The sequence below is a fragment of the Bartonella sp. AP1QHHD genome (assembly GCF_042196265.1).
Classification (GTDB): Bacteria; Pseudomonadota; Alphaproteobacteria; order Rhizobiales; family Rhizobiaceae; genus Bartonella.
Genome location: NZ_JBHIPW010000012.1, coordinates 12,644 through 35,534, shown reverse-complemented (window position 1 = coordinate 35,534; position 22,891 = coordinate 12,644). Strand labels below are relative to the sequence as shown.

General features: G+C 36.9%; 17 protein-coding genes. 10 read left to right on the top strand and 7 right to left on the bottom strand.

Annotated features, from left to right (window positions below; genetic code table 11):
• Positions 1 to 28: 28 nt before the first annotated feature.
• From ACFIME_RS01965 to ACFIME_RS01945, 5 genes are all read right to left on the bottom strand, one after another.
• On the bottom strand, positions 29 to 1,303 hold the full coding sequence (locus tag ACFIME_RS01965) for a beta-ketoacyl-ACP synthase (protein WP_375613071.1): 1,275 nt from the start codon (positions 1,301 to 1,303) through the stop codon (positions 29 to 31).
• 15 nt (positions 1,304 to 1,318) lie between these two features.
• Positions 1,319 to 2,494, bottom strand: coding sequence for a beta-ketoacyl-ACP synthase (locus tag ACFIME_RS01960; protein ID WP_375684405.1), 1,176 nt, complete (start codon positions 2,492 to 2,494; stop codon positions 1,319 to 1,321).
• 10 nt (positions 2,495 to 2,504) lie between these two features.
• Positions 2,505 to 2,789: an acyl carrier protein gene (locus ACFIME_RS01955; protein ID WP_005773457.1), complete on the bottom strand. Its 285-nt coding sequence runs from the start codon at positions 2,787 to 2,789 to the stop codon at positions 2,505 to 2,507.
• 189 nt (positions 2,790 to 2,978) lie between these two features.
• Positions 2,979 to 5,297, bottom strand: coding sequence for an NADP-dependent malic enzyme (locus tag ACFIME_RS01950; RefSeq protein ID WP_375618513.1), 2,319 nt, complete (start codon positions 5,295 to 5,297; stop codon positions 2,979 to 2,981).
• 1,002 nt (positions 5,298 to 6,299) lie between these two features.
• On the bottom strand, positions 6,300 to 10,859 hold the full coding sequence (locus ACFIME_RS01945; protein WP_375684404.1) for a hypothetical protein: 4,560 nt from the start codon (positions 10,857 to 10,859) through the stop codon (positions 6,300 to 6,302).
• Between the two features lie 652 nt (positions 10,860 to 11,511).
• Here ACFIME_RS01945 and hfq point away from each other — a divergent pair.
• The 4 genes from hfq to ACFIME_RS01925 all read left to right on the top strand — a co-directional run bounded on the left by hfq (position 11,512) and on the right by ACFIME_RS01925 (position 16,347).
• Positions 11,512 to 11,751 carry an RNA chaperone Hfq gene (hfq, locus tag ACFIME_RS01940; protein ID WP_005773461.1) on the top strand — a complete coding sequence of 80 codons (240 nt, stop codon included), beginning with the start codon at positions 11,512 to 11,514 and terminating at the stop codon, positions 11,749 to 11,751.
• 53 nt (positions 11,752 to 11,804) lie between these two features.
• On the top strand, positions 11,805 to 13,148 hold the full coding sequence (gene hflX / locus ACFIME_RS01935; protein WP_375662137.1) for a GTPase HflX: 1,344 nt from the start codon (positions 11,805 to 11,807) through the stop codon (positions 13,146 to 13,148).
• A 144-nt stretch (positions 13,149 to 13,292) separates the two neighbouring features.
• Positions 13,293 to 15,119, top strand: coding sequence for a hypothetical protein (locus ACFIME_RS01930; RefSeq protein ID WP_375684403.1), 1,827 nt, complete (start codon positions 13,293 to 13,295; stop codon positions 15,117 to 15,119).
• Positions 15,120 to 15,270: 151 nt separating this feature from the next.
• Complete coding sequence (locus tag ACFIME_RS01925) at positions 15,271 to 16,347, top strand: COX15/CtaA family protein (RefSeq protein ID WP_375634488.1); 1,077 nt, start codon at positions 15,271 to 15,273, stop codon at positions 16,345 to 16,347.
• 20 nt (positions 16,348 to 16,367) lie between these two features.
• Here the strand turns inward: ACFIME_RS01925 and argC are convergent, their stop codons facing one another.
• Positions 16,368 to 17,300, bottom strand: coding sequence for an N-acetyl-gamma-glutamyl-phosphate reductase (argC, locus tag ACFIME_RS01920; RefSeq protein ID WP_375684402.1), 933 nt, complete (start codon positions 17,298 to 17,300; stop codon positions 16,368 to 16,370).
• A gap of 323 nt (positions 17,301 to 17,623) precedes the next feature.
• Here argC and glyA point away from each other — a divergent pair, with 323 nt between their 5' ends.
• The 6 genes from glyA to nusB all read left to right on the top strand — a co-directional run bounded on the left by glyA (position 17,624) and on the right by nusB (position 22,163).
• A complete protein-coding gene (gene glyA, locus ACFIME_RS01915; protein ID WP_375634485.1) occupies positions 17,624 to 18,937 on the top strand; it encodes a serine hydroxymethyltransferase in 1,314 nt (437 codons plus the stop codon).
• Between the two features lie 11 nt (positions 18,938 to 18,948).
• A complete protein-coding gene (gene nrdR / locus ACFIME_RS01910) occupies positions 18,949 to 19,431 on the top strand; it encodes a transcriptional regulator NrdR (RefSeq protein ID WP_015856456.1) in 483 nt (160 codons plus the stop codon).
• A complete protein-coding gene (ribD, locus tag ACFIME_RS01905) occupies positions 19,424 to 20,554 on the top strand; it encodes a bifunctional diaminohydroxyphosphoribosylaminopyrimidine deaminase/5-amino-6-(5-phosphoribosylamino)uracil reductase RibD (protein WP_375633148.1) in 1,131 nt (376 codons plus the stop codon). The genes nrdR and ribD overlap by 8 nt, the downstream gene beginning before the upstream one ends.
• Complete coding sequence (locus ACFIME_RS01900; RefSeq protein WP_375662134.1) at positions 20,536 to 21,153, top strand: riboflavin synthase; 618 nt, start codon at positions 20,536 to 20,538, stop codon at positions 21,151 to 21,153. Before ribD ends, ACFIME_RS01900 begins: the two co-directional genes overlap by 19 nt.
• 81 nt (positions 21,154 to 21,234) lie before the next feature.
• Complete coding sequence (locus tag ACFIME_RS01895; RefSeq protein ID WP_375611572.1) at positions 21,235 to 21,690, top strand: 6,7-dimethyl-8-ribityllumazine synthase; 456 nt, start codon at positions 21,235 to 21,237, stop codon at positions 21,688 to 21,690.
• Between the two features lie 2 nt (positions 21,691 to 21,692).
• Positions 21,693 to 22,163 carry a transcription antitermination factor NusB gene (gene nusB, locus ACFIME_RS01890; RefSeq protein WP_015856452.1) on the top strand — a complete coding sequence of 157 codons (471 nt, stop codon included), beginning with the start codon at positions 21,693 to 21,695 and terminating at the stop codon, positions 22,161 to 22,163.
• A 76-nt stretch (positions 22,164 to 22,239) separates the two neighbouring features.
• On the opposite strand, the gene ACFIME_RS01885 is transcribed toward nusB, so the two are convergent.
• Complete coding sequence (locus ACFIME_RS01885) at positions 22,240 to 22,719, bottom strand: outer membrane protein assembly factor BamE (protein ID WP_375607172.1); 480 nt, start codon at positions 22,717 to 22,719, stop codon at positions 22,240 to 22,242.
• Positions 22,720 to 22,891: the final 172 nt, after the last annotated feature.

Below are 22,891 nucleotides of genomic sequence, written 5' to 3'. Positions count from 1 at the left end.
AGCGTTATAAAATTTTATTATTAAAGGATTATCCTTTATATGCAGTGATAACAAGACTCATATTTTGACCACCAAATCCAAATGAGTTTGACAAAACCGCATTGACACAGGACTTACGGCTATGATGAGGAACAACATCTAAAGGGATAGTAGGGTCAGGATTATCATAATTTATTGTCGGTGGAAGTATTCCCGATTGAATGGTTAAAAGCGAAAAAACCGCTTCTATTGCACCAGCAGCAGTTAATGTATGCCCAATCATTGATTTATTAGAAGAGACAGGAATATGCTCTAAAAGATCACCGAATACTGTTGATAATGCAAGATATTCCATTTTCTCATTTTCAGGTGTTGAAGTTCCGTGGGCATTAATATAGTCAATTTCATTGATGGTTATTTTTGCATCGTCTAAAGCTTTGCGAACGGATTCAATTGCTGGTGATGCATCGGGTTTTGAACGTGTACGGTGAAAGTCATCGGCGGTTTCTCCACAGCCAGCTAAAATTCCTAAAACTGTAGCATTACGGTTTAATGCGCTTTGAAGAGATTCAAGAACAAGAGCGCCTGAGCCTTCTGCCATAACAAAACCATCTCGATCACGGCTAAAGGGTTTTGCTGCTTTTTCTGGAGGCTCATTCTGAGTTGAAAGAGCAGATAGTAGCGAAAAACGAATAAGAGATTCTGCTGAAACTGATCCATCTGTCGCAATTATGAGAGCTCTATTTGTCTCTCTCCGTCTAATAGACTCAACACCTAATTGAATTGCTGTTGCACCAGATGCACAGGCAGTGGAAAGTGTAACAGGAAGTCCTTTTGTGCCAAATGTTTTTTGAAGTTTTTCTGCAATTGCACCAAATTGTGTGGATTCAAAAAGCGTCTCATGGAGTTTATCCTTACAGACTTTAAGAAGATGTGCATAAGAAGGCTCATTATTGAATTCTTCCTCTTGATCAAGACTAAAACGTGCTTTCCATTCAAGTTCAACAGGAGGAGCAGCTAGAAAGAGTGGTCCATTAAAATTTTTTTTATCAATAGCAGCTTGTTCTAAAGCTTCTTCAGCAGAAAGATGTGCAAGCTTCTCAGAGAGAGCTGAAGCACCAAGTGTACTTTCTTTAAGAAAATCAATTGTTCCAGCAATATATGTATTTAATCCCTCAACGGGAAAACGTGTTATTTTGTGGATACCACTTACACCGCTTGTTAATTTTTGCCAATTTTCATGTTTCCCTTGCCCCAGTGATGTGACAATGCCTGCACCAGTTATTGCTACAAGTGGACGCCCAAAATGATCATGATATTTCACTATAGAAATTCCCCTTCAAACAGCAGTAAGACGCACAATACCTTCAGCTCTTTTTATACCAATCGTTGTAACAAATATTTCACGTACTTCTTTAGAAAAAGGTTTTTCATGAGGACTTAACGCTGGAAAACCGCGTTTTTTTTCAATTGAAAGTGCTGCAAGAGCTAAAGCTAGAGGAAATTGTGCTTCCCGCATATAACCAAATAATGTTGTAATGCCACGGTAAGATAGATCAGCATTATCAAGAGCATTTTGTTCTGCTTTTGTTGCTTCGTGAGCTCCTGAGGCTGCTGAAATGGCTAAGGCAGATTTAGCGCCCGCAGTTTTTAACATTGTTGCAATTGAATCTCTAAGTGGAATTTTGGTTCTATCTGTTTGGTCTGTAATAATTTGGCTAATTTCAGCATAAGCACGTGCATTGCGTTTTTTGGCATGTTCTCCACTTTCAATAACTAGGAAGATACCACCAGAACCGGCTATGACACCGCCGCCTGGGTAGATTCCACGATTCCACACTGGGCTCCATCCATTATGGGTTAAAAGACCACCAAGCTCATGCGCCAACAACATATCATAACTTTGTGCATTATAGGAACTTCCTACAAGAGCATGGGTACTTTGACCTGATTTAATACGAGCTACAGCAATTTGAAGTGCAGAAAGACCACTGCCTTCTTCTCCCATAAATGTACGAGATGATCCAGTGACTTTATGAACAATTGAAATGTTTCCTGCCAAAAGGTTTGAAAGTTGTGCCAAAAATAATGTTGGACGAAGTTCAGTTGAAAGAGCAACATTTAACATAGAAGCATGATCGGCAACTGCGCGCGCTTTAGAAAGAATCTGTGTATCAACAGTAATATCACGTTCTCCCCCACTTGCCGCTACGATCATATCCATTGTTGAAGTGAGTTGTTCATTATTTTTCAGGCCAGCATCATCAAGAGCAAGACCAGCCGCATAGGTACCAAGACGCTGCCATGTTCCCATTTGCCGTTGATCACTTTTTTTAGGAATTTGTAAACTCCAATCAATTTCGGGCAATTTATGAACCGTGTAAGGTGAAAAAGTTGTATAATCTAGGTTTGGTGTACGGATTGGATCATTTAAGAGATTCCAATGTTGATCAGTTCCTGCCCCCAGAGAGCTTATGAGACCTATACCAGTGATGAATACAGATTGATCATGCATGGCGAAAAAACTACTCCGCCTGTTTTAAGGCAACGAGATCATCAATTTTTGCACAAAGGTTTTTAAGAACAAAGTATTCTTCTGTTGCAACGGTACCTTCGTTGACTTCTTGTGTCCATTGTTCTAGAGGGACTTTTATTCCGAAAGCTTTATCAATAGCGAAAACAATATCAAGAAAATCAAGACTGTCGATTCCTAAATCGTCAATTGTATGACTCTCAGGTGTAATTGTATTGCGATCAATTTCACTGATTTCTGCAATGATATCAGCAACTTTATCAAACGTGGAAGGCAATGTACGGATTCCTTATTATAGAGTTAGTAAATTCAAAATACATTTAATATTGTTCTTCTAGCCTTTTTTCTCTTTAAAAAAAAGACTTAATCCAGAATATAGCTATCTTTATCTATAGAGAAAAGAGGTTTACAGTACATGAAATACTATATCTCAATATTTAAAAAACTTTGAAATTTTATTGCGCATTTATTTTACAAGACTATTTTTTCTATTGGCAGCAAGGACAGCAAGGGCTGTTATATTAACAACTCCCCGGGAAGTTACTGAAGGCGTTAAGATATGGGCGGGACGTGCTGCCCCGATTAGAATAGGACCAACATGGAGTGCATTTGTGAGGCTTTTAACAGTGTTGAGCGTGATATTGGCTGAATCAAGTGTTGGAAAGACAAGCAAATTAGCTTCACTTTTAAGACGAGAATTAGGAAAAACACGATCACGAAAAACTTTGGAAAGGGCAGCATCAGCATGCATTTCACCATCTGCTTCTAAATCAGGGTGTAATTTGGCAAGAATTTCTGTTGCACGTCGCATTTTACGCGCACTTTCTGTGTTTTTAGAACCAAAGTTTGAGTGTGATAATAAGGCTGCTTTTGGTGTTATTCCAAATGCTTCAACTTCTTGAGCTGCCAACACAGTCATTTCAGCGATTTCTTCTGCAGAAGGATTTTCATTGACGTAAGTATCTGTGAGGAAAAGAGTACGTTGTTGAGAGATAAGCAAACTCATAGCAGAAAAACGGTGAACATGAGGATCAAGACCGATAATTTGTTCAATCAATTCAAGTTGACGTTCAAAGCGTCCTTCTAAGCCGCAAATCATTGCATCTGCTTCTTCACGCATAACGGCAAGGGCAGCAATAGCCGTTGTTGATGTTCTCACTACTGTTTTTGCCATTTCAGGCGTAACACCACGCCTCCCTGTATAATGAAAAAATAAATTAACATAATCACGAAAACGTGGATCATCTTCAGGGTTTGTTAATTCAAAATCTATACCAGGACGAATTCTTAAACCAAAGCGTTTTAATCTTGCTTCTACGACATGTGGACGGCCGATAAGGAGGGGCGTTGCTGTTTGTTCTTCAATGACAACTTGTGCTGCACGAAGGACGCGTTCATCTTCACCATTGGCATAGATGACGCGTTTACGTTTTGCTGTTTTTGCTGCAGCAAAAACAGGTTTCATTGTTAAACCAGAAAGAAAGACAAATCGATTGAGGATATCATAGTAGGCCTCCATATCTTCAATGGGACGAATGGCGACACCAGTTGTCATTGCTGCTTTAGCAACAGCGGGAGCAATACGCAGTATTAAACGCGGATCAAAAGGAGAGGGGATCAGATAGTCTGGTCCAAAATTGGGTGGTTCTTTCGAGTATGCACGTGCTACAACATCTGAAGTTTCTTCACGTGCAAGGGCAGCAATCGCATGAACAGCGGCCATTTTCATTTCTTCATTAATTGCACTAGCACCTACGTCTAATGCACCACGGAAGATATAGGGAAAACAAAGGACATTATTAACTTGATTGGGATAATCAGAGCGTCCTGTGCAGATCATTGCATCTGGTCGTATAGAGCGTGCTTCTTCAGGCATAATTTCTGGTACTGGATTAGCCAGTGCTAAAATGAGTGGATTTTGAGCCATTCTTTTAAGATATTCAGGCTTTAAAACACCACCCGCAGATAGGCCTAGAAAAATATCCGCATCATCAATAATATCAGATAAAGTTCGTGCGTCCGTTTTTTGTGCGTAATTGATTTTCCAACGATCCATAAGGGTCTTGCGACCTTCATAAACAACTCCCTCTAAGTCACTAAGCCAAATATTTTCAACTTTTGCCCCAAGACGAACCAAAAGATTAAGGCAAGCGAGGGCAGCAGCACCTGCACCTGAGGTAACTATTTTTGCATTTTCAATTTTTTTTCCTGAAAGATTTAAGGCATTTAATACAGCCGCAGAAACAATAATGGCAGTTCCATGTTGGTCATCATGAAAAACTGGAATTTTCATTTTAGCACGAAGTTTTTCTTCGATGTCAAAACATTCAGGAGCCTTAATGTCTTCAAGATTAATACCACCAAATGTAGGTTCTAAGGTCGATATTGTTTGTACCATTTGTTCTATATCGGATGCATCAATTTCAATATCAAAAACATCAATATTCGCAAATTTTTTAAATAAAACGGCTTTGCCTTCCATAACTGGCTTGGAAGCGAGTGGACCAATGTTCCCTAAACCAAGAACAGCAGTTCCATTGGATATAACAGCGACTAAATTAGCACGGGAGGTATATTGAGCAGCAAGATTGGGATCTTCATGAATCGCAAGACATGGTGCTGCAACGCCTGGAGAATAAGCAAGAGCTAAATCACGTTGATTATCAAGAGGTTTTGTTGCTTGTATTTCCAATTTTCCAGGTTTTGGGTGTTGGTGATAAAAAAGTGCGGCACTGTCAAGTTCAGCTTTTGGTGAACTGAAATCACTATTTTGTTCTCTAGACATTTTTATGATATCCAAGTTAGCGTATGTGTATATGAGATGTTCCATCTACGATAAGGTTTTGTCCACTAATAAATCCTCATTTCTCTGAATATCAAAATGTATGAGTATGAGAAAACTCTTCTGGATCGTAAAACCAGTTTGATAATTCTTTTTGTTTGTGTGCATGAATAATTTCATTGATAGCAGCACGATTAGTTTTTTCTTTCCTTAATAAAACCCGTAAAAATTGATTAGTCCACAAACGAATAAAATATTACTAATAATTACATTACCAAGCCATTATTTTTTTTGCAATGCTTACAACTTAAGGAAAGAAAAGAAGAGTGCTTTCTATTAACTTCATCTTCTTTATTTAAATTTCTATAGAGAGGTAGAAGAAATTTTAAATAACAATTTGCAATTTATAAATTATTTTTGCAGCTATTTAAAAGGAAATTGGAACTTTAAAAATGGGAGTTGTTTTATTTATTATTCAATTGAACTCTTAATAATGCGAACTTTATAATTTATAATGAATCATCTCGTATGTTGAATGAGAAATTTGAATACAATAAGATTCTTTTAGCTCAAATTCACCTAATATAATAAAAAATATTTACTTAGATAATTCAACGAGAGTAATATGTGGATAAAAAACATTAAAAAAAATAAATAGAAGTGTTTCTATGAGCTATTTTAATACAAAAGCATGAATTTTTTTCACAATTAATAAAAATAATTATTACCGATTTTGTACCTTTATGAAACTATGAAAAATAAAGGAGTTAAGAAAAAGATAAGGAAATAGAAAACATGCTTTATCATTCTTAGAATGATACGTTGTTTGATAAGCCATTACGCTTCTTTAGGGTTATTGCTTAGGATGTCAAAGAAAACCGCATGCCAATTATCCCAACCTTTGAAGTACAAAGCTACAGTTGAAAAAAAAGCATTCTATGATGAGCCATTAAAACAACTGGAGAGAGAAAGTGGAAAAAATATCTTTTTCCACTTTCTCATTTGTTATTGGATTCGACCACTTGCATGAGCAAGCATAGTATAAACTTTTCCGGTATCTGATATCAAGTACTTGCGAACTGAGTTGGAAGAGCCAGAACTGCGCGATATATCACGTAAGAGCTTTTCGAAATCTGTAACATATTGATTCACTGAACGTTTAAACCCAAAATCGCTCATATATTTTTTCTTAATCATTTCAAATATTTTTTGTCCATTTAAGGTATAAAGGTTTTCTGTTACGATGTTTTTTTGTCCACGTTGATAATGATCCCATAGCTCAACAATGGCATTGTGATTAATAGCTTGCACTATACCAGAAGCTAATGAATTAAGAGAGCAGTTTGCAGGAGATGGTTTTGTTTGCACTGATGTTAAAACATCATCACTAGGGGGAGCATCATAAAATGTTTCTTCACGTGAAGCTCTTTCTAAGAGATTTGATACCCATTTATTTGGTCTTTTTTTGCTTTGATCTTGTTGCAAAATAGGCTTAGGTGGCACAATCTTTTTAACAGACTCAGTGGAACTGTCACTTTTTTGATTAAACATTGATGATGTAGGAAATGCTGATATTAGCTGTTTTTGTGCGCTCTTTTGATCATTTTGTATAACACTGACTAAATCTTGTAACGCTGTAATCTGTTCATTCAAAGCTGTGCGAATTGTTTGCGTTGTTTCTTTTGTTTTTTCTGGAAGTTTTTTTACATTTTCATTGATATCATTATTAATCTTTGAAAGCTCTAAACGAACTTCATCAGCGGAGCGACGTATATCTTCTGCTGCTTCTGAAAAACGCGTTGATGCTTCACTAACAAGCTTATTAAGTGATTGTTGAAATGAATTTGTGGAGTTACGCGCATTCTTATCAGAGCGTTCAAGTGCTAAGTTGAAGATTTTTTCATAATGCCCAATCATTTGATTAATTTCATGAGACTTTGAAACAAGAGCATCGCTTAATACAGAAAGCGTATTATGTTTTTCTTCAAGTGTTGCACTAAGTGAATTTTCAGACTGTTCAAGAACATGAATAGTTTGGGAAAGTGTCTTTGCATGTTCACCAAAACTGCTCGTTATATGATTAATTTGCTCAAAGGTACTCTTTGAAAGTCCTTGCAGAATTTCAACATTAGTATTGAGCGCTTGATTTGAGGCTGACAAACGCTCTGCTACTTGGTCCGTGTTGCGGAAAAAATTATTCGTACTCTCATTAAACTGCCCATCAATATTTTGAACAGCTGATAATAAAACATTACTATTTTCGTGAAAATTGTAAATTGATTGATTCAACTGTGTTAAGATGGATGAGACATTATTAACAAGCTCTTCCTTCATAATCGTTATTGTTTGAAGTGTTTCAGAGTTAGCTTTGGTTAAGCTATTCACTAAAGATTCATTATGTGCATAAATTCTTTGTTCAGCATCTTGTGTGGAAAGAGAGAGTTGTTCACCGATATGCTGTGTTAAAGAATCAATTGATTCTGTCGTATTTTGCGCTGCTTGATTTAAGTGATTTGTAAGCTCTGTTATTTTTCCAACATGTTTTGAAATTTGTGTTGTTGTTTGATTTCCAGCATCTTCCAGACGGCTCGTTACATCAGAGAGTTGATATCCTAAATTATTTTTAAGATTTTGCATAGAGTGATGAAGAACATCACAGCGTTCATTAAGAACTTGTTCTATTGCTGTTGTTGATGTGTGAATAGTTTCATTCAATAATGCTTGTGCATTATGACTGGCTGTTGCGAAAGCTTCGACAGTATGCGCTGTTTGTTCAGACAGAACGGACAGAACTTTTTCACTGGTATCATAAACAGTTTTTTTGACATTTGATACAATGCGATTGCCTGATTCTGAGAGAATATTTTCTGCTTGTGCAGTAACATTTGTAACAGATGAAAGAATTTGTTCACTCGTAGAAGAAAGAATATCAGAAGCTTTTATAATCTTATTATGCAGGTTATCTGTCACTGTATTAACAGAGTCTTCTAAGGTTACACGCATATTGTCAACACTGCTTTCCAGCGCTTGTTGAATTATCTGACTTTGCTCATTATTAATCATGAGAGACGTTTTTAATGTGTCAGAACGTTCCTCAATAACAGATGTTTGCATATCAATGGCTTCACAGATTTGGCTAAATTTTTCAGATAATGTTTCCTCTAGCGTTGTTGTCCGTTCAAAAATTTTGTGTGCACGATCTTCTAGATCTGTATCGAATGATTCCATACGTGTTTCAAGGGTTTCAAAGAAAACACCACTCGATTGAGAGAGAGTATTCTTTAAAATTTCGGCATGGCTTTCAAGGTTTTTGATATGATCTTGAACCGTTTCAGTAATGTTTTTATTATTGGCGACAATTGCACTCTCAACTAAATCTATTTGTTGTTTCAATGCAACATCGACACGTATATCACTTTTTGCAATGAGGTTATGGATTGTTTCCATGCGTTGTTCAAGTGTACGTGCTTGATCGGCAAGAACTTCATTGAGAGAAAAACTATTAATCGCTAAAGAATCGCGCAGAGCATCGGCACGGATATCAATATTTCTCGCTTGTGCTTCTAAAGCATCTTGGGTTGTATTACAACTTTGTACAATGACATCTTGTAACTTTTCAGTGCATTGAATGATGTTTGTAATATGATTTTCAGCTTGTTTATCAACGACTTGAACATTGTCAGCCAAAACTTTTTCAATATGAGAAGTATTTTGGGATAAAACATCAATTTGATTTCTTAATGTATCCGCAATTTTATTCTTCTCGTTATCGAGCATGTCTGCCATAAGAGCTCGTTGATCAGAAAGTTGTACTTTAAAATCTTGTGAACGTTCTTGTATGATATCAACAATGGCATTGTCGACATATTGAATTTCTTCTCTCAGACTTTCTTTACTTTTATCAATTGCAGAAAGAATAGCTTCACGTCCATTTGTAAATGCATGGGTAATGTCTGCTGTTTTTTCTTGGAGGTTCTCATTTATTTTCAAGACATGAGCTTCCAAGAAGTTACCAAGTTTTTCAGCATTATCCTCTAAAGCCTGACTGCGTTCTATAAAGGAATCAATGATGGAATCACTATGTTCTTTAAGAGAAAGATCAACCGTTGCTAAACGTTGTTCAAAGGCTCCAATTGCTTGCGAGGTTACGTTATCAAATTTAGAAGAGAGTTTATGTGCTTGGTCGTCGAGCTTTAAGATCTTCTCATCAAAATTCTGTAGAGATTGATTATTACGATCAATAAGAGCTTTATCCAAGGCTTTAAACTTTTCATCGACAGCGTGCAAAGTTTGATCTGTTACTGCTTGTATATGTGTTGCAATTTTAGCAACATGTACTTCTGCTTTTTCAGCTGTTTCATTAAAAGTTTTTTCTATTTGTTTTTCATTATGATCAAATCGTTTTGCAAAGCCATCGAAGTTTTTTCCTAATTCATGAAAAAATTCCGTGTTTTTCTGCTGAATTTGTGTTGTTGTTTTGTTAAATTTTTCAACAAGCTGATTTGTTACGCCATCACCAGCATAGGAAAGTTTTTCAACGAGGTCTTCGCCTTGTTTTTGTAAAGTTTGAGAAAGGGTTTGTGCAAGCTTTTCAACATTGGTTACAATGTTAGAGGTAACCAAACCAAATTCATCACTCAGTTGTTCTTGGGTTCCTTTAATTGTTGATTGTACGCGATCTGCATGATTCAAAATGGCTATGCGTTCATTACTCAATTCTTTGATTAATGTGTGAATGCGTGATTCATTTTCAGCATAGGCTTGTTCTAGATTATGAACTTCACCTTGTATGATTGCTTCAAGTTCAACAGCACGTCCGAGGGTACGTTCAATACCTTCGTTCATTGCCGCTACTTCTTCACGAATGGTTTGCCCTATAGCAATAGCTTGTTTTTCAGATAGATGTTGTGGTTCACTAAGGCGCTGTGCAGCATTGGTCATAAGAAGCGCAATATTATGCAAGTCGTTTGAACGTTTTGTTAATTGAGCAACGCCCCAAGATATAAGGATAGGAATTGCTGTTCCGGCTGCTACAGCAAGTCCTGTTGGGGATGTAACAAAAGTGCTGATATTGGATAAGGAGCTGAGTCCGGTAGGTGCGAGCTTATGCGCAATAAAAGCTCCTCCCGTTGCCCATAAAGCACTAAGCGCTGTTGTATACCAGTAGACTCGAGAGGAAGAACGCTGCTTGAATGGTCCAAAATTTACAGGGGTTGTTATATCATCATTTGCGGGAAGAAGTTTTGTAGGCAATAATGTATTATGAACAGTTCCACCTGAAATATCAGGTGAAGGTTTTGGAGCAAAAAGCTGTTCAACAACGGATTTATCAATAACAGCTTCATCATGAATATTAGAAACAAAAGTTGACGTACCGTTTTCAGCAAAAAATTCTTCTTCTGCCATTGCAATTTTTTGAATCAGATCATCGACATTAACAACATTTTCAGAATTATTGGATGATATTGTTTCAAATCCTGTGTCATCGAAATCAAAGTTCATAGCTTTTGTGAGGGCTTCTTCAACTTCAACTTCAAATGTTTGCAATTTTGTTCTGCGTGCCATACTCGCCTCGTACTCTTACAGCCGGAAAAGGGATACGTCCTCTTCCACATAATTTCTACATACTAGCTGTTAATTATTTAGAAAGGAATATGCTTAGGGAAAAATTTTAAAAACTTATCAAGATAAAGTTAACGCGGTTTCTTATACCCTGTTTAAAAATGTTATAAAATATAGTGAAAACAATTTATTATTTAAATCTAACTAAAACAAAAATACTGTTTACAACTTGTGTTTATAGAAAGCTTTATAAGCCGGCAGTCTTTGAAATAAGGACTTTAATAGCGGTTATATATACAGTAAGGTGCAAATGCCTCTCTTTAATATCGATAATCGTTAATAAATGTTGTTGTCCGCTTACTTTTATTGATTCTAAACGAAGCAGATTCATCATCACATATAGTCTGTAATAGCTTAGGATGTATAAAAGTATGCCTTTGAATTGTAAGCTCATAAAAAAGTAAACGTGGAAAAATTTTTAATTTAATATAGCTTTTCGTAAGTTGTACTTTATTATTGTCTTAAAGAGCCGTTTTTTCTCTAATTTCAGTTGTTTGTTGCTGAATTTTTAAGCTTCTACGTTGACAATTGGATATTTTTCAGTCGATATGCATGCACGAATATTTTATGCAATCTAGATAAAGGTGTAAGAATAATGGCAGAGCGATCACAACACCTGCAAGATGTGTTTTTAAATACGGTGCGTAAGCAAAAAATTTCCCTTACAATTTTTCTTGTCAATGGCGTTAAACTCACGGGTATTGTAACTTCATTTGATAATTTTTGTGTTCTTTTGCGCCGAGATGGACACGCGCAATTGGTTTATAAGCATGCTATTTCTACGATTATGCCTGGACAGCCTGTACAGATGTTTGAGGGTGAAAGTCCTGAGTAAACATATCATTTTAAGATAGACCTCTTATCCCATTTAAAAGTACTTAGATTGCTATGATAAATGAAAATGAGAGATTAGGAGGGGTATTTTCGCAGAATACAGGACAGGTGCGCGCACTTGTTTTGATACCGATTTTTCAAGAAAATAGAAGTGAAAGCTCTTTGAGAGAGTGTTCTATATCTTCTCGTGTTAAAGAATCATTGGGGTTAGCACGTGCTATAAGGTTAGAAGTTGTTAATTATGAAACGATTAATATTGCAACGCCTCGCTCTGCGACTCTCTTTGGAAAAGGTAAAGTAGATGCGTTAACCTGTTATATAGATGAATATTCTATTGAGCTTGCGATTGTAGATCACTTTTTAACGCCAGTACAGCAGCGTAATTTAGAAAAATTGTGGAATTGCAAAGTTATCGATAGAACGGCTTTGATTCTTGAAATTTTTGGGGACCGTGCACGAACAAAAGAAGGAGTTTTGCAAGTAGAGTTAGCGCGTTTGTCCTATCAAAAAGGGAGGCTTGTGCGGAGTTGGACGCACTTGGAAAGGCAACGGGGGGGGCGTGGCTTCCTAGGTGGACCTGGTGAGACGCAAATTGAAGCAGATAGGCGTCTTTTACAAGAAAAAATTATTCGTATTCGCCGCGAATTGCAAACGGTTATTAAAACACGTGCACTTCATAGAGCAAAAAGGAAAAAAACATCTTATCCTGTTGTGGCGCTGGTAGGATATACGAATACAGGAAAGTCAACTCTCTTTAACCGTTTAAGCGGTACAGATGTTTTAGCAAAGAATATGTTATTTGCAACGCTTGATCCGACTTTGCGCAAAGTTGTTCTTCCCCATGGAAAAACTGTTCTTTTGTCTGATACTGTAGGGTTTATTTCTAATTTGCCAACGAATTTGATTGCAGCTTTTAGAGCAACCCTTGAAGAAGTGGTTGAAGCGGATCTCATTCTTCATGTAAGAGATATGTCAGATCTTGATCATCGAGCACATGCCCAAGATGTTTTAGAAGTGCTTTCAAGTCTTGATATCGATATTGATGATATGGAGCACATCATAGAAGTTTGGAATAAGATTGATATGTTAGATGAGCAAGCATTGAATGTTTTACAAACAAGCGCAAAGACGCGATTAAATCCTGCTCTCATGGTATCAGCACTTAAGGGGGATGGACTCGATCAATTATTAAGAGCCATTGAAAAGCGAATTTTTGGAGAGGTGCAAAGCATTGAATATCTTTTACAACCTCATGAAATGTCGCTTATTGATTGGTTTTATGAAAACTCTGCGGAAATAGTGCAAGAAGGGCATGATGATGGGTCTATTACCATTAGAGCGGTTGTTACTTCTGAAGCAAAAAAACAACTAGAGAGCCTCAAAAAAAATATGAATTAAGTTCTTTAAAGCTATTTTTGAACATTTGTGCTTAAATTTTATATTTTTATTATCTCAAAATAATATGACAGCAAGTTAAGAGGATAGTTACTACTTTCTCTTAATAAAACAATATGAAGAAGTATTTTGCTGGTTAAAATAAAGATGAGTCTTACGTGTAATAAAAGACTATTCGTACGTACCGTATGGCGAAGCATTTTGATTGTTTTGCTATTACAAATGCTATGTGTATCTTTGATTTGGTTGTATTATTTTGTCCAGCCCCGTGGTTACCAAGCAACTTTAACATTTTCATTATCTGATTCTGTAGGAAAGCCATTACCAATTAAAAAGCAAGACAATGTTATCGCTTTTTTGTTTTCACAGCCTATGTTCTTCAATGATTCGAATTTTTCTTTAAGTGCTTCTTATAAGAAAAAAAATCATGAAAATATCCGTTTATCGCGTCATGGTGATTTTATCGATCTTATTTTTGAAGCCGAGACACTTGAAGCAGCTCAACGTGGGTTGGAAACTTGGTTTTCCGCATTTTCACAAGCAATCATAAAACAGAAACAATTCTTGTTAAATGATAAATTAGAAGACAAACAATATGATAATATTGCAATCCTTAATATCGTGCAGGAATTTCGTAAATCTATTGATTCTTTTATTCAGCGTGGTGTAAAACAAACAGAGCTTCATGATCTTTCGATGCAATTAACGCAAGCAACTTTAAAGCGTATTCATTTAACAAGTTTGAATTCAACGATTAACATGATGCGTGAAAATGGGCAGTCTTTACTGTCTTTATCGTTTATTGCAGGCAATTCAGCAATTGTTGCTCTGGAATCTAAACGTGATCTCTTGGAAACGCAAAGAGCACATATGGCTGCACAATTAGGGTGGACACATCCTCAAATTAAAGCGATGACTGCAGAATTAGAGACAGTTTCTCATCAATTAAAAAATAAAATTTTACAGATTGTTTATCAAGTTCATTCAGATGAGGTTATTGCAACGGAATTGGAAAAACAGCTTCAAAAAAGGGTGAGTTTTTTTATAAAAGATCAATCCCAATCTTTGAATGAAATATTTAATGAATTTGAAAATAAAATAAAAGCAGCGATCGATGTCCAAAATAAAGCGATGAGCAAGTCTGTTCAACGAAGAGAAAAAGTCATTGGTTCATATTGGGGATTGAGTGATAATCCTCTTCTCTTACAAAATACAAATATCCACGTGGTTATGCCAATAACGTTAGCACCAATTTCTTTTATGGCTCTTTATGGAAAAAATATTCTTGTGAGTGCATTGGCCAGCTTCCTTACTCTTTTGCTAGGAATCTTGTTATTCTATCCGTGCTTTAAAAGGAAAAAAGACCAAATCTCAGAAGAGGATTTGAGATCAAAAGAAAATTCTCTTAAGAAGAATGAGAATATTTTAGTCTCTCAAGAAATGAAAAATTTTGAAGCTTTTATTACGATAGAGGGATTATCTGATGTTTTGAAATGGCGTGCTTCAACCATTATTTCAATCATTGGACTAGAGGCTGCACGGACAGCGGCAAAGCTTTCACTTCATCTCACAAAAGAGAACAAAACAATTTTGTTGGTCGATATTTCTGGTCAACAAATAGAGAAAGTCATTGGCCCACATCGCGGACTGAGTGATATTTTAACGGGCAATGCCAAGTTGCATGATGTTATTTACCGTGATTATGATACGGGGGTTGATATTCTTCCTCAGGGGTTAACAAGTGCCATTTCAGCACAAGATTTTTCAAATGATATTTTTCATATATTACAAGAATTTAAAAAAGAATATGATTTTATCATCCTAGAGATGGCAAGCGAACCAAAATATGGGTTTGAGCAATTTGCAGAGCTAACAGACTATTATATTTGTAATACTGTTCTTAATGAACAAGAATGGATGATGCGGATGGTAGACAGCTTTCCAAAGACTGTTTATCGCGTTGTAGCATCATAAGCTTCGTAAAGTAAAAAAGAAATATGTATCGCGTGTTATAGTGGTACGCTTGTTTTTTGCTAAAGTTGTAGTACATACTAAAATAGACAAAGAGTTAATGTTTAAATTTTAAAATGCATTTTAGTTGGAGAGAAGCGTGGGGCAATCAGAGATGGTAGTAAAGAGATTAAACAATAGCATTTTAACGCCTGTGCAAAAGGAAAATAGAAAACATATACAGGTGTGGCTTTACTCTATTTTATTGCTGTGTTTGGCAATTGTCTTAGTGGGTGGCGCTACTCGTTTGACGGGATCAGGATTATCTATAACGGAATGGAAGCCAATACACGGCGTTATTCCACCGATTGGTGTGGATCAATGGCAAGAGGAATTTTTAAAATATCAACAGATAGCACAATATAAGCTGCTTAATCCTGATATGACCTTAAGTGCTTTTAAGGTCATTTTTTGGTGGGAATGGGCGCATCGTGTTCTTGGGCGTCTTGTTGGTCTTGTCGCTTTATTGGGGCTCATTTGGTTTTGGGCGACTAAGCGTGTTGAAAAAAATATCTTACTCCCGCTTATTGTTGTACCTATTCTTATCGCCTTTCAAGGCTTTATTGGTTGGTGGATGGTTGCTTCAGGGATTGGGCAAAGTAGTTTAACAAGTGTGAGCCAATATCGTTTGGCATTTCATCTTATAACGGCATGTTTTGTTATTGTTTTTGTTACTTATTTATCTCGAGGGCTTGCAGAATATTCAGAAAAGCCAGCAAATCAAAAGGTGCAATATTTTGCGGCTTGGCTTGTTATTCTCGTCTTGATAGAGATTTATTGGGGTGCTTTGGTTGCAGGGCTTCATGCAGGAAAAGTCTATAATACATGGCCCCTTATGGATGGTCAGATTATTCCTGATGGATTGTTACAGCATCGTCCTGTTTGGCTCAATTTATTCGAAAATCCCTTAACGGTTCAGTTTATTCATAGATTTTTTGCTTATTTTTTATTGATTGCCTCGGCTATTCATGCTTTCTATGTACAAAAAAATGTTCCCCGTTCAACCCACTCTCGTCGTGCATTTCTTATCTGTGGTATGATTATTATCCAAGCACTTTTAGGTATTTTGACACTGTTACATGAGGTTCCGATAAGTTTGGGGCTCATTCATCAAAGTATGGCATTAGTCGTGTTGTGTTTTGTTGTTGCGCATTGGCGAGCAACAAAAGGGGCATATTGTGCTGTTGAATAAAGCTTGTATCTAGATGAAGTTTAGTTGCCTGAAAGCATTAAATCAAGGTTTTGGACAGCAGCAGCTGATGCGCCTTTTCCTAAATTATCGAATAGGGCGCTGAGATTAAAAATGCCTTCACGATCATTTCCAAATACGAACAGTTTCATACCATCTTTGTTGGCTAAACATTCTGGATTAAGTCTTTCAAGTAAAACAGTTTCTTCTTGTGATGCTACTAAAATGGTATTTTGTCCATCGTAATGGTTTGCGAGAATTTCGCGCAAATCAGAACAGTTTGCTGATTTTGTGAATAAATGGCGATGCAGAGGAAGATTCACAATCATTCCTTGGGGAAAACGACCCACACTTGGTATAAAAATTGGGGTTTGATTGATTTGTCCATAGATTTTGATTTCTGGCACATGTTTGTGTTCAAGATTAAGACCATAGATAAAATAATTGTCCTGAATATTTTGTTGAGATTGATTTTCCATTTGTAAAATCAACTGTTTTCCACCACCGGTATAGCCGGAGATTGCATTAATCGAGATGGGATAATCGGCGTCTAGCAATCCTGCTTCACGGAGTGGGCGAATCAAACTAATGGCACCGGTAGGATAGCATCCGGGATTGGTTATATAATGTGCTGCTTGGATGCGCTTTCTTTGTCCTGCTGTCATTTCAGGAAAACCGTAAACCCAGTCTGGTGCAACACGGTGGGCTGTCGAGCTATCAATAATCCTAATGTTTTTATTTTTTTTAAGCCAATGAACTGTTTCGCGTGCAGCATCATCTGGAAGACACAAAATAGCAATATCGGCTTGATTAAGATAGTTTTGTCGCAGATGAACATTATGGCGATCTTTATGAGCAAGAGAGAGTAGTTTTAAATCTGTACGCCTTTCTAAGCGTTTTTGTATTTGTAGTCCGGTTGTGCCATGTTCACCATCAATAAAAACTTTGGTTAGCATTCTTATTTGCCTTCGTATTAACTTTGCCTATTATATTCAGCTTTTCACATTATAAATTATTTTTAATCATTAAATTATTGAATTTCTTTAGATTATAGATACCTTTTGTAAAAGGTGTAAACAAATAAGAGTGTAAAAAAAGAAATGTAATCTCATTTTTTACCATTCTCGAGAGGGAAGTTTTTTCGTTGTTTTTATAACAAAGAATAAGATAAATATTTACCTCATTATTTTTGAGTGTAAGTAGTTTAAAATGTTTGGTTTGCATGGTTTGCTGTGTTATCGTTCCTTGACTTTATTTTTTTATGTTAGGAATGTGTTTTATGACTCAGCAAGAAAATGACGCACAAAAGCGCTTTTTTAATGATAATTTACAAACTGTTGATGGTGCAATTTTTGACGCAATTAGAGGGGAGTTTGAGCGTCAACAACATGAAATTGAGCTGATTGCTTCAGAGAATATTGTTTCAAGAGCGGTCCTTGAAGCGCAGGGGTCTGTTTTAACCAATAAGTATGCAGAAGGTTATCCAAGAAAGCGCTACTATGGTGGGTGTCAATTTGTTGATGTCGTTGAAGATTTAGCTATTGAAAGGGCAAAACAGCTTTTCGGTGCTGCGTTTGCGAATGTACAGCCTAATTCTGGTAGCCAAATGAATCAAGCTGTCTTTTTAGCTTTACTTCAGCCTGGTGACACATTTATGGGGTTGGATTTAAATGCTGGTGGTCACCTTACGCATGGTTCACCTGTTAATATGTCAGGAAAATGGTTTGATGTTGTTTCCTATGGTGTGCGTCAAGAAGATCAGATTATTGATATGGATGAGGTTGAGCAGCTTGCAAAAGAACGTAAGCCAAAACTTATTATAGCAGGGGGCTCATCTTATCCACGGCTATGGGATTGGGAAAGATTCCGTGAAATTGCAGATGAAATCGGTGCTCATTTACTCGTTGATATGTCTCATATTGCTGGTCTTGTTGCTGGTGGCGTGCATCCTTCACCTGTTCCACATGCGCATATTGTAACAACAACAACACATAAATCGCTTCGAGGTCCACGTGGTGGTTTAATATTGACAAATGATGAGGCTTTATCCAGAAAAATTAATTCTGCAATTTTTCCTGGTCTCCAAGGTGGTCCTTTAATGCATGTGATTGCCGCAAAGGCTGTTGCGTTTGAGGAGGCTTTGCGTCCCTCTTTCAAGAGTTATAGTGCTAATGTTGTCGCTAATGCGAAAACTTTAGCAAAAACATTACAGGGTAATGGTTTTAATATTGTTTCTGGTGGTACAGATAATCATTTGTTGTTGGTTGATTTACGTTCCAAAAATCTAACAGGTAAACGTGCTGAATTGGCTTTGGGACGCGCTCATATTACCTGCAATAAAAATGGCATTCCTTTTGATTCTGAAACGCCATCTATAACATCAGGAATTCGTTTGGGATCACCTGCTGCCACGACGCGTGGTTTTTTAGAAAAAGAGTTTATTCAAGTTGGTCATCTGATTTCAGAAGTTCTTGATGGTCTTCGGAGTGCAAAAAGTGATGAAGATAATCATGTCGTTGAAATGGCTGTTGAGAAAAAGGTAAAAGATATAACGAATCAATTTCCTCTTTACTCTTATCTTACCACTCGTTAAGGATACAAAGGATGCGCTGTCCTTACTGCCAATATGAGGATACACAGGTCAAAGACTCACGTCCAGCAGAAGAGGGGGCAGTGATTCGCCGCCGCCGTGTGTGTTCCGTTTGTGGTGGTCGTTTTACAACTTTTGAACGTGTTCAGTTGCGTGAGCTCTTGGTTGCTAAAAAAAGTGGACGATGTGAACCCTTCGATCGTGATAAGTTAATGCGATCAGTTGATGTGGCTGTACGTAAGCGCAATATTGATCCTGATCATATTGAACGAGCAATTTCTGGCATTGTACGCCAGCTTGAAAGTTTGGGAGAACCAGAGATTGCTTCAGAAAAAATTGGGCATCTTGTGATGGAAGCATTGAAAAGAATTGATGATATTGCTTATATTCGTTTTGCTTCTGTGTATCGAGATTTTCGTAATGCAAGCGATTTTCACGATGTTATAGATGAATTGTCAAAGGGTATCGCGGATACAGAATCTCGTTTTGATGAATAAAAAAGTGCAAGATGAACGGTTTATGGCTGCAGCTATTCGTTTAGCAGAACGTCATGTCGGTCTTACAGGTGAGAATCCTTCCGTTGGTACGTTAATTGTGCGAAACGATAATGGTGCTGTGGGGGCTTTTATTGTTGGCTATGGCGTAACAGCTATTCATGGGAGTCCTCATGCGGAAGTGCAAGCTTTACACATGGCAGGTTCTTTGGCTCAAGGAGCGACTGCTTATGTTACTTTAGAACCTTGTGCGCATTATGGAAAAACTTCGCCGTGTGTGAATGCGCTTATTGATTCAGGTGTTTCTCGAGTTGTTGTTGCGCTGACTGATTGTGACAAGCGTGTTGATGGTCATGGTATTGCTCTTTTGCGAGCAGCGGGTATTGAAGTGGTTGAGGGCATTTTAGCTGAAGAGGCTTTTGAATCCTTATGGACGCATTGGTGCATAAGGAAGATACAACGCTGTGCGGTCACTTTTAAAATGGCAATTTCTGCCGATAATGGTGTTGGAAAAAGAGAGAAGGGCAGCGTAAAAATTAGTGGAACGCTTTCTCATGCTCATACGCATATTCTACGTGCTCAAAATAATGCTATCCTCGTTGGTATTGGTACTATATTAGCAGATGATCCACAACTCAATTGCCGCTTGCCAGGGATGGAGATGCGCTCACCAATTCGTATTATTTTGGATGCAGATTTATCTATCCCCCTTGATGCAAAAGTTGTCCAAACAGCCATAAAAATTCCTACATGGGTTATTTGTGATGTGGATCTTTCAAAGAAAAGCAAAAAAAATGCATTGGAGCAATATGGTGTGTCTGTTTATTCGGTCGAGATGAACAATGGTTGTGTAGAACCCTTTGCTCTTTTACAGATGCTTTATAAACATGGGATTAATAGTGTTTTATTGGAAGGGGGCGTCAAGACAGGGGAAAAATTTTTGAATGCTGGTTGTGTTGATCATTTGATATGTTTTCATACCCCTATTGTTTTAGGCAAAAATCGTATTGAAGCCCCTCATTTTGGAAATTATCTCTCGCAGTTTCATGAGATTGAGACAAGAATGTTTGGAAATGACCGTTTTTATAAGTGGAGACGTAAGACATTATGTTCACAGGAATTATAACGGATATTGGTTGTGTTGAAGATGTTCAACCTTTAAAGCAGGGGATGCGTTTAAAGATTTCTACCCGCTATGCTATAGAAAGCTTAGCAATTGGCGCGTCAATTGCTTGTTCAGGAATTTGTCTGACAATTGTAGAGCGAGGATTAAAGCAAGAAGATTCTAATTGGTTTGTTGTTGAGGCGTGGGAAGAAACATTACGTTTAACGAATCTTGCACAATGGATAAAAGGAACTTTTGTTAATTTGGAACGTTCGCTTCAATTGGGTGATGAAATGGGAGGACATTTAGTTTCTGGTCATATTGATGGTTTGGCTGAAATCATTGATCAAAAAAATGAAGGGGATGCAATTCGTTTTTATTTAAAAGTTTCAAGACAATTTATGCCTTTCATTGTTAATAAGGGATCTATTGCACTTAATGGGACATCTTTGACTGTTAATGGTGTTGAGGATTGTGTTTTTGATGTTCTTATTATTCGCCATACACTTGAAATGACAACGTGGGGACAAGCTAAAATTGGAGATCGGGTCAATTTGGAAATTGATCAACTTGCTCGTTATGCTGCAAAACTTTTTGCTTTAAAAAGAGAAGATGAATAAGCCAACACTCTATTGATCGTTTTCAGAATTTTATGCTTTATAACTTTGATTTTTTTGATTCGTTTTTTGTGGAATTCCATTATGATGAAAGAGATAGGTAAAAAGCCTCACGTATTGATTGTTGAGGCACGTTTTTATGAGGGGATTTCTGATGCACTTTTGAGAGGTGCAGTGAATACTTTGCAAAAAGCTGAAGCAAGTTATGATGTTGTAACGGTTCCTGGAGCATTAGAAATACCAAGTGCAATAGCTTTTGCTGAACAAAACAAGATATCGTATGATGGTTATGTTGCTCTTGGTTGTGTTATTCGAGGTGAAACATATCACTTTGAAATTGTTGCTAATGATTCTTGTCGTGCATTGATGGATTTAACTGTTCATCAGCACTTGGCTATTGGAAATGGTATTTTGACTGTTGAAAACGAAGAACAAGCATGGGTGCGTGCAAAATTAGATGACAAAAATAAAGGTGGTTTTGCGGCTGAAGCTGCTTTATGTATGATCGCTCTAAAAAAGAGATTTGGAGATAATCGTTAAATATGGCTGATATAAAAAGCAGACATTTTCCGCGTTCAGCCAATAAACGTGGAGCAGCAAGACTCGCTGCAGTTCAAGCACTCTATCAAATGGATATCGTGGGTTCGGGGGTGATGGAAACGGCAGCTGAGTATGAGGCTTATCGTTTGGGAAAAGATATTGATGGAGACCAATATCTTGAAGCTGATTTTCAATGGTTTTTGGCTATTATAACGGGTGTTGTAAAAGATCAAAAGCAGCTTGATCCTCTGCTTCATCAACAGCTTTCTGCAGAGTGGTCTCTTTCACGTCTTGATTCTATATTGCGAGCAATTTTACGAGCAGGTTTATGGGAGTTGATCAACCGTAAAGATGTTCCCGTTGCGGTTGTCATGAATGAGTATGTTGACATAGCAAAGGCGTTTTTTGAAGGTGATGAGCCAAAACTTGTTAATGCAGTTCTTGACAGTATGGCAAAAAAAGTTCGCCTCTAAGAGTTACAAATCCCCCCTATTATAGATCTGATATTATCAGACCTATAATATTGAAACGGTATGCAGACTATATAATTTAGTTATGGGGTGGCAAATTCGCAGGGCCTTTTATAATTTGAATTAAGAAAGGATGTTCTTTTGTTACAGTTGGCGTTGTTTGTGTAATAAAATCAAACACTTGACCGTCTTGTAATCCGTAATTTGCAACTTTTGCAACCTGATTATTTTTATTGAAGTAAATGGCTAAAACTTTGCGATCAATAATCTTTGTTTTCATAAACTGCATCCCACGATAACGTGTCTGTGAGATGTAATAAAAAACTTCATTATCATATTTTGTTTTTAATGAAGGGGTCCCTAAAGTTAAAAGAACTTGCTCTTGACTTGAGCCAATAGAGATAGAACTTAGAGCATTTTTATCAAGAACATAGCCTTCTCTATAAATTTGGCTCGAACCTGAAGAATCAAGAAGGCTACACCCAGCAAGCATTCCTATGCTTGCTATTGATAGACCAATCAATAATTTACGTTTGATTAAGGCTATTATGTGAGGCATTTGAAACAATAGTATCTCCTTTTTATACTGAGATGTAGGACAAGAAGGCAACCTCAAGTTTTTTCTAATTTTAACTTAATCTACCGTAGCTTACACTGAGTTTCCCTGTTATAAAGCAAATTATGCCATATAGAATTTCTTTAGAAAAGAAAAAAATGCATAAATACTTGAG